This is a genomic window from Shewanella sp. SP2S2-4 (genome assembly GCF_031932025.1).
Taxonomy (GTDB): domain Bacteria; phylum Pseudomonadota; class Gammaproteobacteria; order Enterobacterales; family Shewanellaceae; genus Shewanella; species Shewanella baltica.
In genome coordinates this window covers 21,804-34,211 of record NZ_JAUOER010000022.1, presented here as the reverse complement: position 1 = coordinate 34,211, position 12,408 = coordinate 21,804, and the positions used below count along the sequence as shown (strand labels likewise).

Annotated in this window: 14 protein-coding genes; 8 read left to right on the top strand and 6 right to left on the bottom strand. The window is 47.0% G+C overall.

The features are described from left to right. Positions 1–302: 302 nt before the first annotated feature. Positions 303–896, bottom strand: coding sequence for a YhgN family NAAT transporter (locus Q4Q54_RS16240; protein WP_011848195.1), 594 nt, complete (start codon positions 894–896; stop codon positions 303–305). 482 nt (positions 897–1,378) lie between these two features. Here Q4Q54_RS16240 and Q4Q54_RS16235 point away from each other — a divergent pair, with 482 nt between their 5' ends. Both Q4Q54_RS16235 and Q4Q54_RS16230 read left to right on the top strand, forming a co-directional pair. Further along, a complete protein-coding gene (locus tag Q4Q54_RS16235; protein ID WP_311989002.1) occupies positions 1,379–3,043 on the top strand; it encodes a metal transporter in 1,665 nt (554 codons plus the stop codon). Positions 3,044–3,104: 61 nt separating this feature from the next. Continuing rightward, positions 3,105–3,902, top strand: a complete 798-nt coding sequence (locus tag Q4Q54_RS16230; protein WP_311988979.1) for an NRDE family protein — start codon at positions 3,105–3,107, stop codon at positions 3,900–3,902. 67 nt (positions 3,903–3,969) lie between these two features. Here Q4Q54_RS16230 and Q4Q54_RS16225 read toward each other — a convergent pair whose 3' ends face one another. Beyond that, complete coding sequence (locus Q4Q54_RS16225; RefSeq protein WP_012586411.1) at positions 3,970–4,422, bottom strand: YybH family protein; 453 nt, start codon at positions 4,420–4,422, stop codon at positions 3,970–3,972. A gap of 129 nt (positions 4,423–4,551) precedes the next feature. On the opposite strand from Q4Q54_RS16225, the gene Q4Q54_RS16220 reads away from it, so the two are divergent. Continuing rightward, positions 4,552–5,115, top strand: coding sequence for a lysophospholipid acyltransferase family protein (locus Q4Q54_RS16220; protein ID WP_311988978.1), 564 nt, complete (start codon positions 4,552–4,554; stop codon positions 5,113–5,115). 27 nt (positions 5,116–5,142) lie between these two features. Next, entirely contained in the window at positions 5,143–5,766 is a 624-nt protein-coding gene (locus Q4Q54_RS16215) for a LysE family translocator (protein ID WP_311988977.1), read from the top strand. Here the strand turns inward: Q4Q54_RS16215 and Q4Q54_RS16210 are convergent. After that, positions 5,763–7,031 carry a mechanosensitive ion channel domain-containing protein gene (locus tag Q4Q54_RS16210; RefSeq protein WP_311988976.1) on the bottom strand — a complete coding sequence of 423 codons (1,269 nt, stop codon included), beginning with the start codon at positions 7,029–7,031 and terminating at the stop codon, positions 5,763–5,765. The genes Q4Q54_RS16215 and Q4Q54_RS16210 overlap by 4 nt on opposite strands. A gap of 208 nt (positions 7,032–7,239) precedes the next feature. On the opposite strand from Q4Q54_RS16210, the gene Q4Q54_RS16205 reads away from it, so the two are divergent. Beyond that, positions 7,240–7,818 carry a TonB-dependent receptor gene (locus tag Q4Q54_RS16205; protein ID WP_311988975.1) on the top strand — a complete coding sequence of 193 codons (579 nt, stop codon included), beginning with the start codon at positions 7,240–7,242 and terminating at the stop codon, positions 7,816–7,818. A 36-nt stretch (positions 7,819–7,854) separates the two neighbouring features. Here Q4Q54_RS16205 and Q4Q54_RS16200 read toward each other — a convergent pair whose 3' ends face one another. Continuing rightward, the gene (locus Q4Q54_RS16200) at positions 7,855–8,247 is read right to left on the bottom strand and encodes a DUF1090 domain-containing protein (protein ID WP_311988974.1); all 393 of its coding nucleotides are present in this window, start codon (positions 8,245–8,247) and stop codon (positions 7,855–7,857) included. 233 nt (positions 8,248–8,480) lie between these two features. Between Q4Q54_RS16200 and Q4Q54_RS16195 the strand changes: the two genes are divergently transcribed. Together Q4Q54_RS16195 and Q4Q54_RS16190 are read left to right on the top strand one after the other, a co-directional pair. Continuing rightward, positions 8,481–9,107 (top strand): DUF3157 family protein, encoded by a 627-nt coding sequence (locus tag Q4Q54_RS16195; protein WP_311988973.1) that lies wholly within the window; start codon positions 8,481–8,483, stop codon positions 9,105–9,107. A gap of 138 nt (positions 9,108–9,245) precedes the next feature. Further along, on the top strand, positions 9,246–10,241 hold the full coding sequence (locus tag Q4Q54_RS16190) for a DUF481 domain-containing protein (protein ID WP_311905780.1): 996 nt from the start codon (positions 9,246–9,248) through the stop codon (positions 10,239–10,241). On the opposite strand, the gene Q4Q54_RS16185 is transcribed toward Q4Q54_RS16190, so the two are convergent. Both Q4Q54_RS16185 and Q4Q54_RS16180 read right to left on the bottom strand, forming a co-directional pair. Continuing rightward, positions 10,224–10,676 carry a VOC family protein gene (locus tag Q4Q54_RS16185; protein ID WP_311905779.1) on the bottom strand — a complete coding sequence of 151 codons (453 nt, stop codon included), beginning with the start codon at positions 10,674–10,676 and terminating at the stop codon, positions 10,224–10,226. The genes Q4Q54_RS16190 and Q4Q54_RS16185 overlap by 18 nt on opposite strands. An 18-nt stretch (positions 10,677–10,694) precedes the next feature. Further along, a complete protein-coding gene (locus Q4Q54_RS16180; protein WP_311988972.1) occupies positions 10,695–11,333 on the bottom strand; it encodes an MliC family protein in 639 nt (212 codons plus the stop codon). A 402-nt stretch (positions 11,334–11,735) separates the two neighbouring features. On the opposite strand from Q4Q54_RS16180, the gene Q4Q54_RS16175 reads away from it, so the two are divergent. Further along, positions 11,736–12,371, top strand: a complete 636-nt coding sequence (locus tag Q4Q54_RS16175; RefSeq protein ID WP_311905777.1) for a hypothetical protein — start codon at positions 11,736–11,738, stop codon at positions 12,369–12,371. Positions 12,372–12,408 lie beyond the last annotated feature (37 nt).

The window sequence follows — 12,408 nt, the reverse complement described above, 5'->3', positions numbered from 1 at the left end:
CTGTAACAGCCAACGCCATTCTATTTATTAAGACTAGTGTCTCTTTGTATTAAGACAAATTTGCCTTTATGAGTCATCTACTCAGGGTTTATCTATCTCAAGATAGAGAGACAGAGTTTTTGACATTATCAGCACTGCGTTGAAGTAACAACTTGATACATTACTTCGCTGGCACGATTTACACTTTTGTCAGCGTTTATTCAGCAAACCTCTATGCTGAGGGCATTCCAGCCAAATCCCTGCCATAAAAAAACCGCATTAACAGCGTTAATGCGGTTTCGTTTTAAGCGAGCGAGATAAATTTAGCCGGCGGTTTTTAGATAATTTGAAATACCGTCGAGGAACATTTGTACTGAGATCATGACCAATACCATGCCCATCAAACGCTCAACCGCAGTGAGGCCTTTTTCACCCAGCACACGGGTGAAGAGTTTATAAAACATTAAGATCACTGCGCTTGCCCCCCAAGCAGACACTAATGCTATGGTCCAATCGCCCATGCGTGAGCTATCTGTGTGTGCCAGTAGAATCAAAGCGGCAAGAATCGATGGACCTGCCATCAAGGGAATGGCCATAGGCACGATAAATGGCTCTTCTCCCGCGGCTAATCCAACGACACCACCGGGTTGGGGGAAAATCATTTTAATCGCGATAAGAAACAGAATAATCCCGCCCGCGATACTCACAGACTCAGAGCGAAGATTTAAGAAACTTAAGATAGCCTCACCCGCATAAAGGAAAGACAGCATGATCACTAAGGCGAAGAGTAACTCGCGGATCAATACCTTACGACGTTTCTTGGGATCGATATGCCGTAGAATCGACGCAAAAATCGGCAAATTCCCCAGGGGGTCCATGATCAAAAACAACATTACCGCAGCAGAAAATATATCCATTTAACGTATCAACACCCAAGCCAACATAAGCCCATATTATATACCCAAACAACCTGAAGATGCAGGATTCAGCGGGAATGTAACGCACTTTAGGCAAGGCGGTTATTTGCGGACCTAGTGGGCTAAGTTAAAAATAACCAACACGGCATAAAGTACGTTACAACCCGCCGGAACGGAGCGCCTAGGGAGCTCCACTTCCGTGTTGCAACAATTCAAAAGGTGGCCGACATTCTGTCATTGATGCGCCTTGAATTGAAGCACCCTCGGCGCTCTGAAACTCGTATCTTCAGGTAGCTTGGGTATAGTACCTTTTCTCGATGTTGAACTGAAAATTTCTCCGCTAAATGGCTAAAGTGAATAAAATTCGCCCCCGAAAATCCCAGCGCAAAATGTCAGTTTGGTAAATTGCCAGCAAGTCACTGCTCACTTTGACTTACAGCTGGTATACTATGGCGTTTTTTCAGCAAATTTCCGTGGAATCCATGCTCTATCTTCTTGCTAGCTGTATCGCACTCTTAATTGGACCACTGTTTTATCGCTACTTTTCATCGGGCAGCGGATTACAGAAGGGGCTCGATGGCTTTATATTCGTCTCATTAGGCGGATTAGTGCTGATCCACATCTTGCCAGAGCTACTTCAGCATGGCGGTTTGTTAGCCGTAGTCTTTGTATTCCTAGGTATCTGGGGACCGACCGCTAGCGAGCGCCTTTTCCACCGTTATTCAGAAATCACCCATAATCTCACCTTATCCCTAGGGATTGGCGGCTTGCTACTGCACACCATCACAGACGGTGGCGCTATGGTATTGGCGCAGCAAGATGGCAATTCGATTTTACTCGCACTCGGGGTCATTATGCATCGCCTCCCCGTCGGCCTCGCCATTTGGTGGTTACTCAAACCTCAAGTCGGCACCCGCTGGGCTAGCTTAGTGCTGGTCGCTATGATGCTGCTTACGGGTGTAGGTTACTTTGCAGGCGAGCAATTAATCACTCAGCTCAGTTTAGAGAATACCGTTTATTTACAAGCGTTTGTTACCGGTTCTATTTTGCATGTGGTGCTACATCAACCCCACGGTCAACACGATACCGACAAGCAAGGCAAATACGAATACCAAGCTGGCATAGGTAGTTTGCTCGGCATAGGCTTGCTCGTGATGCTGCTATTAATGGATTCTGGCGGCCACGAACATGCCCACCATGATCACAGCACAGAACAATTAATGACTTGGCTACTGACACTCGCGCCCATATTACTGCTGAGCTATGGTGCGGCTGCGCTGCGCTTCAAATTCGGTTTAACACCGCAGGATAGCAGCTTAGCCCGCCGCTGGTTTCAACGCTTAGCGGGGCCAGAAGCCTTAGTGATCACCGCCCTGTTACTCGGTCCTTGGCTAGCGTTATTCCAGTTACTTGTGGTCTTTATTCTTAGCGCTTATTTAAGCCACGCTAACGTTACTATTACCGATCCACACACTAAATTACCTAACAATGCCCTGCGTTTCGGCTTTGCACATTTAGTCGATCGCAGCGCACCGTGGATTTTACTCAGCCTAGTCCTAGTGAATTTAATCGGCCATCCTTCGGTGCCATTAAGCAATCCGCTGCTGCAGGTTATAGTGCTGTTGCTCGTATTTTTACCTATGCGTTTCTGCAACTTAGGCGCAGCGGTGCTGGCTCTTGCACTGGCCTATAGTGGCTGGAGCCCTATCGCGATTATCATGCCGCTGATTGCCGCACCAGTGCTTAACATAGCGCAGCTTAAGTTAATGACATGGCCACAAAGGGCAATATTACTGAGTATTATTGCGCTGAGTTTAGTCGCTGCACTGCGTCTACCACTGTGGTTCTCGCTGTTCACTTTACCGGAAGTGGTGAACTTAATCGCGCTGCTGATCCTGTCGGGATTATTTGCCGCCAGCTTACTACGCTTAGGCCCACGTAAATTTTTACGCCGCTTAATGCTGAGCAAGCCGGTAGCGAACTCGCATAGTCATTCACACGCGCATGGACATTCCCACGAACATGCTCATAGCCATAGCGCTTCGCACGCATCTGTTCAAAGCACGACTGAAATACCTAGTGCCCATGATCATTCCGATGAACATACACACGAAAAAGCAAAAGCGGATAAGCACTCGCACCACTAACACTGTTCATTTGTGAGCAGACAGGCTAAGTTAATCTACCTTTGGATTAATTTAGCCTGCTATGTGCATACTCTTTGTCGCCATTAATGCCCATCCTAAGTATCCCTTAATCATCTGTGCCAACCGTGATGAGTTTCACCATAGACCGACCGCGCCAGCACACTTTTGGCCACCGGAAGAAAACATACTCGCAGGAAAAGATCTGCAGGCGGGCGGCACTTGGTTTGGGGTGAATAAGCAGGGACAAGTCGCCGCTGTGACGAATTTACGCGTACCGCAAAAGCCCCCACAAGCCATGCGTAGTCGTGGTGAACTCATCACTATGACACTCAACTCTGGGTCGCTCGTGTGCCCGAATTGGCTCGTTGAGCACAGTGACAATTATCAACCATTCAATCTCATCTTCGGCCAAGGTACTGACTTATATTGTTTTAACAGCATCAATAAAGACACAGTTAAACTCGCCGATGGGTTTCATGCCATTAGCAATGGCGCACTCGATGATATTTGGCCGAAAATGGCGAAGGGACAACAAGCGCTAGAAACCTTGATAAGTCAGTCAGACAACCTAGAAGTGCAAGCGCTGTTACAGCTGATGAAAGACGACTCCCAACCACAAGATAATGAATTGCCGAACACGGGAGTGGGGATAGAGTGGGAACGGCGCTTAGCCGCAATTTATATTCGTCACCCCGACTATGGTACGCGCTCCACCAGCATTCTACTTGAGGATACTGAGGGCGGCATGCATTTCACCGAAGTGAGATACGACGGTAAAGGTAGACAGCTCGGACAGCAGGATTTCCATTTAACCTTGCCCGCCGAGCCACCCGCTAAGCCAGACTGTTTACTATCGTAAAGCTCACCTTCAGTGCTGAGTTAAACGCGCACTTTAGTCAGCGCTGTTGTTCAATTAAAGCAGTAGCTTAGTCCGAACTGTGATCCATAGTGATCACCCAGCGATCGTCAATTTTCTCAATCAACAGGGTAAACACGCCCGTTGGAGCATCTTTTATCCGGCGTAAATCCCAGCGCCCAACGACCATAGCGGCGTAATTACTGAGCATTTTGATTTCTTTGATCGTGAACTTCAGCTCACCAAGAGCTTCTTTATTGGGATAATTTTTCTTATAGGCAGCGAGCGTATCCTCCCAACCGAAACGGAACTTACCGTTAGAGACAAAGCGCAATTGCTCGCTCTTCCAGTAACCTTGCATATAAGCATCGAGATCGCCGCGATTCCAGGCGTCTTCTTGGCCTTTGAGCATCTGCGTAATTTCATCCGTCGGCACCGCACTCACATGGAAAGTCACTAAGAGTAAAAGTGCCGCAAAAACACGCTGCCAGCTAACCTTGTTTAATAGTCCATTTTTCAACATAGTATTGTTCCCCCACAATCAGGTTAAACTGTACTATAGCGAATTCAGCACAGACTATCTTGCTAAAGCCAATTTAAAATCTAAAAAAGCTGATGATATTATTAATTTTTCGACTCTGGGCACCGAACTATGTTTACACCACTTTGCCGTTGGCTACTTAAGCTTTCAGGCTGGCAGATAGAAGGCCAACTGCCCGACTGCGCTAAATACATCATCATAGTCGCACCGCATACCAGTAACTGGGACTTCATTGTGGGTATCTTAGCTCGTGGTGCTCTGGGCACTCGCATTCACTTTCTCGGTAAACACCAACTCTTTATCCCGCCTTGGGGCTGGTTCTTCCGCGCCATTGGCGGCAGCCCAGTGGATAGACGCAAAAACAATAACTTAGTCGATGCTGCCGTACAGCTGTTTGAATCGAAAAACGATTATAAGCTAGCGTTGGCGCCCGAAGGCACCCGTAGCCCAGTGACCCGCTGGAAGTGCGGCTTCTACCATATTGCCTGCAAGGCTCACGTACCTATCACTCCTGTTGGCTTAGACTTTAGCCGCCGCACTGTCGTTATCCGTACGCCATTGCAGCCTAGTGGTGATATCGCGACCGACATGCACGAGATTTTAAGCTTCTATCGCACCATTAAAGGCCGTCATCCTAAGGTGATCCCTGATTTTGTGGCGAGTGCGAAGCATTAATCTTTCCCCCTATTTAGAGCGGCACACATGCAACCCGAAACTTGGTTACTCTATCTCTTGGCCATTGTATTGATTGGGATCTCACCCGGCCCCATCGCTATGTTGTCTATGTCCCACGGGATCCATTTCGGCAAGATGCGCAGCATAGCCACAGGCCTTGGCAGTGTGAGTGCCGCTTTAGTCTTAATGATGGCGTCAGCGGCGGGATTAGGCGCCATTATCAGCACCTCAGAATACGGTTTTACCTTGCTAAAATGGTGCGGTGCAGCCTATTTAGTGTTTTTAGGCATCAAGCTGTTGCTGACCAAGAACCAAGGTCAACCCCTTGAGATCAACCTATCAAAAGGCAAAGGCACGCCAAGGCAACTTTATCAGCAGGCGTTTCTAGTGGGGATCAGTAATCCCAAGGATTTACTGTTTTTTGCCGCGCTGTTTCCGCAATTTATCAATCTTGCCGCGCCGCAATTACCGCAACTTATGATACTGGCAGCCACTTGGGCAATAGTGGATTTTAGCTTTGTGATGATTTACGCCAGCATGGCCAATGTGCTTGCGCCCAGCCTAAAGGCGAGCAACAAGCTGCATTGGTTTGACAGAACCAGCGGCGGTGTATTTCTTACCTTAGCCGCGATTCTGATCAGTCGAGACTAACCCTCGACCTTCACCGATTTTAAGCTGCGAATATCGTTACCCGTTGGCGCTTGGAAAGCCTGCAGACCAAACTCAGGTAATATTGCAAAAACATGGTCGAAGATATCCGCTTGTATCGCTTCATAAAATGCCCAGCGAGTATCGTTAGTGAAGATATAAATCTCGATCGGTAGACCCTCTGTGGTTGGCGCGAGCTGACGCACCATTAGGGTCATGTCCTTGTGCACTTTATCGTGACGCTGTAGGTATTCCTGCAGGTAAGCGCGGAAGGTGCCGACGTTAGTCAAATGGCGACCATTCACTTTCATATCAAGGTCAGAGACTCTGGCATTCGCCTCGCGGATTTCGTTGATTTTGGCAGGGAAATATTCTTTTAAGCAATTGATCTTACTAAGACGTTCGTGCTCTTCCTCGCTCAAAAACTTAATGCTGTTGATGTCGATATTAACAGCGCGTTTGATCCTTCGCCCACCCGACTCAGACATGCCCCGCCAGTTGCGAAATGCATCCGACACTAAGGCATAGGCGGGGATCATAGTGATGGTTTTGTCCCAGTTACGCACTTTAACTGTGGTCAGCGAGACTTCTTCTACCGCACCGTCGGCGCCGTATTTGTCCATCTGGATCCAGTCGCCCTTGCTCACCATACGGTTAGCCGCTAACTGAATGCCCGCCACGAAACCTAAGATAGTGTCGCGGAACACTAACATCACAAAACCCGTCGCCACACCTAAGCCGCTGAGGAAGTACACAGGCGACTGATCGGCCAAGATGGAGATAGATACGATAATACCGACAAAGAATAAAAACAGCTTAGTTAACTGCACAAAGCTTTTAACGGGTAAACGCCGACTCACCAGATTCACATCTGAAATTTCATCGACCGCATCTAAACCCGCATAAATAGCGCGGATCATCAGCACCACCAGCCAAATACTCAGCAGCCGATCGACTAAATTACTTAAGATTTGATGTTCGGTTAAGGCGATGGGCACTAATAGATTGAGCACGATTGCAGGCACTAGCATGGCCAGCTTTTCGAGCACCTTGTAACGCATGAACACATCGTCCCAAGTGACTTTGGAGCGCAGGATCACCATGTTGACCGCACGTATGACCACGCGTCGAACAATGAAATAAGCAATGCCCGCGAGCAGTAAGCAGGCAATGATCATGATGCTGGTTGATATGCCGTCCGAGGGTTGGCTATCAATCCCAAAACCCGCTAGCCATGCCGAAATTTCGAGCCTTATTTCCTGATCCACAATTCCACTCCAACGTAGGCGCTAGCGCAACAAACCCATACAAAGGTAACCGCCGAGTTGACCTCGGTTAATGTCACCCTAGAAAATACTGATATCCAAACACAATAAATTTACAAACACTTATTTTAAAAGAAATTTTAGCATTTTGAATTGACCGAGCACAAAGGAAAATGAACAATCTTCAACCTGTTCCCAAGGAAATCATCCCATGAGTCGTTATTCATCTATGCTAGCCTGTCTTAGCTTTGGACTATTGAACCTAAGCCAACCACTTCAAGCTGCCGAATATAGCACTTCGAAGCCATTGGTGATGTCAGATAAATCAGAGAAAACCGCCAATCCTTCTTATATCGCCCTCATGCTGGATTACGTTCCCGCCGCAGACAATCTCTACGGCATTACATTAGCACCCTATCATTTCGATAATAATTACCAGCAATGGGGCTATTACCTCGGCTATGCCCGCAGCCGAGAAACCGATGTAATAGTGCCAGAACCAGCGCTGTCATATCGCCAAGAAAGCCTCTTTCGCTTAGGGTTAAGCTACAGCCTCACTGCCGACTTAAGCTTTTATGCGGGCGGCAGCGGCTATATCAGCACTGTGTCTTACACGAATAATATTTCACCCAAAATTGTCGATGGCAAACCCACATGGGAAGAAGATAAAACCACCCGTTGGGGCGCAGAAGCTGGGCTAAGATACCGCATTACAGAACATTTCATCCTGAGCGCGGGCTATAACTCCAGTACAGAATCCACAGTTTTGAGCATAGGTTACGCGGGCTAAGCCTAATGCTTATCCAAACGACTGAGCCTAGGCGACTTATTGGGTTAGCTCGGCTCGCGCCTTAGCAAGCTCCAATTCCACTTCGGCGACCTTATTGCGTTTCTTATTGATTTTATCCATAGAACGACCTTCTTCTATGGCTTTAGCCAACTCGTTTTGGCGCTCAGTCAGTTTTTCTTCTAAAGCCGCAACTTTAGCGACGCGCTCGGCATATAAACTGTCGTCATCACAATGGGTTGAGACTTCGTCATAGGCCTTTTCGAGCCCGTCAACTTTATGTTTATTACCCGCTGCTTTGGCTTGGGCTAGTTCAGCACTGATGGCTTCTAACTTAGCCGCGCAGCCGACTTTAGGGGCTTCATCGGCCCATGCTGCCGCGCTCAATGCCAAGCTAATAACGACGCCATAAATTCCATGTTTAATCTGCATATTAATCTCCTCTCGCTTAATTCATTGATCATTGCCGCTATCTGACTGTGTCCTGTCACCGCGCTATCAATATAGTGCCACACTCAGTGAACTCAATCTGTATTCGAGTCAGTATCTTCCAGCTAAATCCACTTTATTCTTCAAAACACGACTTAGACAGTGACTAATATGCGGCAAATTGTTTATGTTAGGGCAGAATATTGACTCAGACGGATATCGGAGCCAGAAAATTAATGCAAACTTCATTACGCCTTAGCGCACTTAGCTCATTGTTATTGCTAACATCATCGGTTATGGCCGTCGACGTAGCTCAAATCACCCTAGAAAATGGCGCCCAAGTCAGACTCAAAGACGACTTTACCTGGGAATATGTGATCACAGAAACCAAAGCTGCGCCCAATGCCTTAGCAGCGACGGCAGTGAGCACCTCAAGCAATATTGCCAGCGTCCCAAGTGTTGCTCTCGCCACTCAAACTGTGGCTGCGCCTATTACCACCTTGACTGCCACCGCAATTGCCCAACCTGAGCTACTAGGCTCAACCGGTAAAGATGGCATCAAAGTCAGCTTTGCCGAAGGTCAATGGAAAGGCGATAAACTTGGACTCAGTTTCGATCTTGCCAGTACCAGCAATGAGCACGTGACCTTAGTCGAAGTCGAGGCCAGCTTCTTCGCCGATAATGGTACTTTATTAAAAACCGAAAAACTCGAAGTCTGGGAAGCCATTTTCCGCATGCCAGAAACCTATCTGCGCAAGGGCGAGCAGCGCAAAAGCAGCGTGATTTGGGTCGAAGGTATAGATAAAGCCCAATGGCAGAAGCAGCTAATTAACCTCAAAATCACCGAAATTAACTCCCGCTAACACGGCGAATAAGTAAGGGATTGCGAGCCAGTTTTCAATCCCTTATCAGTACTTTTAGCGAATGTTATTGCTTTGTAGTGCTAGAGTTCAGGTAGAATAACCACACACTAACGCCCTTATTTTGAGCTCACAAGCAAGATGCATAATCTGATATCCAATCCAGCATTGTACCTTGCTGCTACGCTCTGTAGTCTCAGCCCCTTGTGCTTAGCCGATACGGTTTTCTTGCTCAATGGCGATAAAATTAGCGGTGAAATCAAAGAATTCAACGATCAAGATTTAATCATCAAAACCAGCTATGCCCCTAAGATTGCCATTCAGCGCAGTGCTATTCTCAGTTTTGAAGTCTCAACGCCTAAACCTTGGAGTGTCGGCCGCTCAATACAGGACATCAGTATTCAGGCTTCTGAACAACATGGCATGGTATTGATTAATCACCAACAAACCCCAGTGGATGAGCTGAGATTTTCCCAACACTATACGGACTCAGCTTGGAATTATAACGGCAGCGTAGAAACCACACTCGATGTCACTAAAAACAAGAAAAATAGTCAGAAGCTACATATCAAAGGCGATATCACAGCGGAAACCTTGCAATGGCGACACACTATTAAGACCGAAGTACGCTACGAAACCGAAGATGATTTAACTAAGCGCAATACCCTCGAAGGACACTACTCCTTAGACTATCTAATCAATGAGCATTGGCTGTTACGGCAGGAAAATTTTTATCAAGAGGACAAACTCGGCACAGATACCCATAGCTTCTATGCCGCACTCGGCCCAGGTTATCGTTTTTGGGGTGCGGGCCGTGACAAACTCGATTTTGTCGTAACCTACAACCATTTTTGGCTTGGACAACAGTCTTTTAAGCTAGAGCTTAACGCTTGGGCAGCATCGCTTAATTATAAACAATATTGGTTTGATGGCATTTTAGAGTCCTACGCCGATCTGCAAATTGCCTTCCCAGATATACCAGCGATTGATTACATCTCAAACTCGACCGTTGGACTTAAATATCTGCTCACTCAGCGGATTTATTTGTCATTTAAATATGACTTCAACGACACTCAAACAGTGATAGGTAATACCAGAGATACCAGTTACACCTTAGGATTAGGGGTAAACTTCTAATCCTGAATCCTGATACGCTAACCTGTACGCCATAGGATGCCCATCATTCAATTGCAGTAAATCCCATAAGTTACCGTAGAGATCTTTAAACACAGCGACTGTGCCATAGTCTTGCTCTTGTGGCTCGCGCGCAAATTCGACGCCATCGGCGACCATGCGGCGATAATCACGCCAAAAGTCATCAGTATTCAAGAATAAGAACACCCGACCACCCGCCTGATTACCGATAAAATCGAACTGCTCTGGCTTAGAAGCCCGGGCTAACAAAATAGACGCGCCCTTAGAACCCGGCGGCGCAACGACGACCCAGCGCTTATCTTGCTCGGCTTGATAAGTGTCCTCGACTAATTCGAATTTTAATTTATTAACATAAAAATCAATCGCCTCATCGTAATCTCTTACGACTAAGGCGATATGCACTAGAGCTTGTTTCATGGCAACCTTAAATCAATCCTATTTGGTCACCAGTTTACACGTCATTTCTGGCGCTTCGAAGCCCCAAACCACTTTCGCTTCGCCTTGATGTTCCCAAAGACTTTCATTGCGGCCTTGATACTTAGCACCACTGCCGCTGGGTTGTGCAAACATCAATGAAGTACTATCACCATGTTCAGCAATTAGAGTCGCGGGTTCGGTTTTAAAATAAGTTACTACGACTTCATTAGCAGGACTGCCGTCACAGGCATAAAACACTGGGCCGGTCATATCGACTAAACGGTACTGCGCCTGCAGTTCGGCAATACGGGTTTGATAGCTAGCTTCAATACACGCGTGTTTATCCTCGCTCTTCCAGCACTCATTACGGCCTTTCACCCAACCACGCTGCATCGCTTTTAAAGTCGGTGGCTGTTCATTTTTTGCTTTTTCAAGCGCTTGGCTGTAAACCTCAGCTAACTGATTATCGAGTTGGCTCAGTCCCGCATCCTTACAAACCATAGCTTCGATACTGCCCGCATTGACTTTTGCGCAGTCAAAGGAAGGCGCATCGGCCGCCATGGCGCCTGTACTTAACGAACTCACCATCACAACGGCGGTGCAATACCTAGTGAAGCCCAGTCGATTATTCAACATCTTATTGATTAACTTTACCATCTCAATTCCTTTATATTCTGTGGTTTACTTCAACGCTTGCCATAGCTAACCCTAGATCGGCTTAACCTAACCTGACTCAAAGAGTCATGCCTTAAATTGCATTCAAAATAGTGTAAAAATCGTGATTAAATTCACCTTTATCTCGACCCCACAAGCACTTCATTCTAGTGCTAACAATCAAATTCGGCGAAAGAAATACATCGACTTAGCCACCCGTGTCCACCAGCTTGAACGGACACATTAGCGGACACTCTTACGCCTTCTCGGCAACAATGCGCGGACACTTAAACAATTATTACATTGATAAGTAAGATTAAATTTTTATGGCACAGATTCTGCTGTGGCAGGTTAATGCAACTCTGGCATAACCCGCCGATCCACACAGCCATACAAGGAAACACTATGAATACGCGCACTCAACTTATGGGCAGTCTGTTTATTCTCGCTCTGATCCCAACCGCCATTTGGGCGACTCAAACAAAGAGCCAAGCAACGAGCAGCAGTGCCGATGGAGGTATATCAGTCATCAGCAAATCGGTGCTCAGCCAAAGTCAGCCAGATTTCTCATGGATTTATGTTCAGCAAGATGGCGAAATGACTATTGGCGCTGGTCACAGTGACGATTGGGAGCAACTTGAACGCCAAGGTAATCCTTATCATACCGATTACCTATGGGTGAAAAAAGCAGGCACGCCTTATGTCATCACAGATCCCGCCATAGTGGCGCAAATAAAAACCGCCATCATGCCCATGCAGCAACAGGGTGAGAAAATGAAAGTGTTAGGCGAACAGATGCAGCAAAAAGGCGACGCGATCAACAGCCAAACTCAGCAACTTCTACTCAATATTGCGGCCGATAGAGAAGATCCTCAGATACAGATGGAGATCGACAACCTGAGCACATCAATGGATATGCTTAGTCAACAAATGGATGAGCTAAGCAAAGTTCATGAAAGCCTTTCCAATACCGCAGAGAAGCAAATTGTCAGCCTCGCTCAAGCAGCCATTAAAGCGGGCACGGCGATAAAGGCACCTTAACCGCCTTTGAAAACAGCCAGCACATTTGCCAACAGGC

What these genes read in the sequence shown, in the direction of transcription:
- Q4Q54_RS16200 (WP_311988974.1), bottom strand. Translation starts at nt 8,247, where the DNA reads ATGCAGATTAAACATGGAATTTATGGCGTCGTTATTAGCTTGGCATTG.
- Q4Q54_RS16240 (WP_011848195.1), bottom strand. Translation starts at nt 896, where the DNA reads ATGGATATATTTTCTGCTGCGGTAATGTTGTTTTTGATCATGGACCCC.
- Q4Q54_RS16185 (WP_311905779.1), bottom strand. Translation starts at nt 10,676, where the DNA reads ATGAAACAAGCTCTAGTGCATATCGCCTTAGTCGTAAGAGATTACGAT.
- Q4Q54_RS16235 (WP_311989002.1), top strand. Translation starts at nt 1,379, where the DNA reads ATGCTCTATCTTCTTGCTAGCTGTATCGCACTCTTAATTGGACCACTG.
- Q4Q54_RS16225 (WP_012586411.1), bottom strand. Translation starts at nt 4,422, where the DNA reads ATGTTGAAAAATGGACTATTAAACAAGGTTAGCTGGCAGCGTGTTTTT.
- Q4Q54_RS16215 (WP_311988977.1), top strand. Translation starts at nt 5,143, where the DNA reads ATGCAACCCGAAACTTGGTTACTCTATCTCTTGGCCATTGTATTGATT.
- Q4Q54_RS16195 (WP_311988973.1), top strand. Translation starts at nt 8,481, where the DNA reads ATGCAAACTTCATTACGCCTTAGCGCACTTAGCTCATTGTTATTGCTA.
- Q4Q54_RS16175 (WP_311905777.1), top strand. Translation starts at nt 11,736, where the DNA reads ATGAATACGCGCACTCAACTTATGGGCAGTCTGTTTATTCTCGCTCTG.
- Q4Q54_RS16205 (WP_311988975.1), top strand. Translation starts at nt 7,240, where the DNA reads ATGAGTCGTTATTCATCTATGCTAGCCTGTCTTAGCTTTGGACTATTG.
- Q4Q54_RS16190 (WP_311905780.1), top strand. Translation starts at nt 9,246, where the DNA reads ATGCATAATCTGATATCCAATCCAGCATTGTACCTTGCTGCTACGCTC.
- Q4Q54_RS16230 (WP_311988979.1), top strand. Translation starts at nt 3,105, where the DNA reads ATGTGCATACTCTTTGTCGCCATTAATGCCCATCCTAAGTATCCCTTA.
- Q4Q54_RS16220 (WP_311988978.1), top strand. Translation starts at nt 4,552, where the DNA reads ATGTTTACACCACTTTGCCGTTGGCTACTTAAGCTTTCAGGCTGGCAG.
- Q4Q54_RS16180 (WP_311988972.1), bottom strand. Translation starts at nt 11,333, where the DNA reads ATGGTAAAGTTAATCAATAAGATGTTGAATAATCGACTGGGCTTCACT.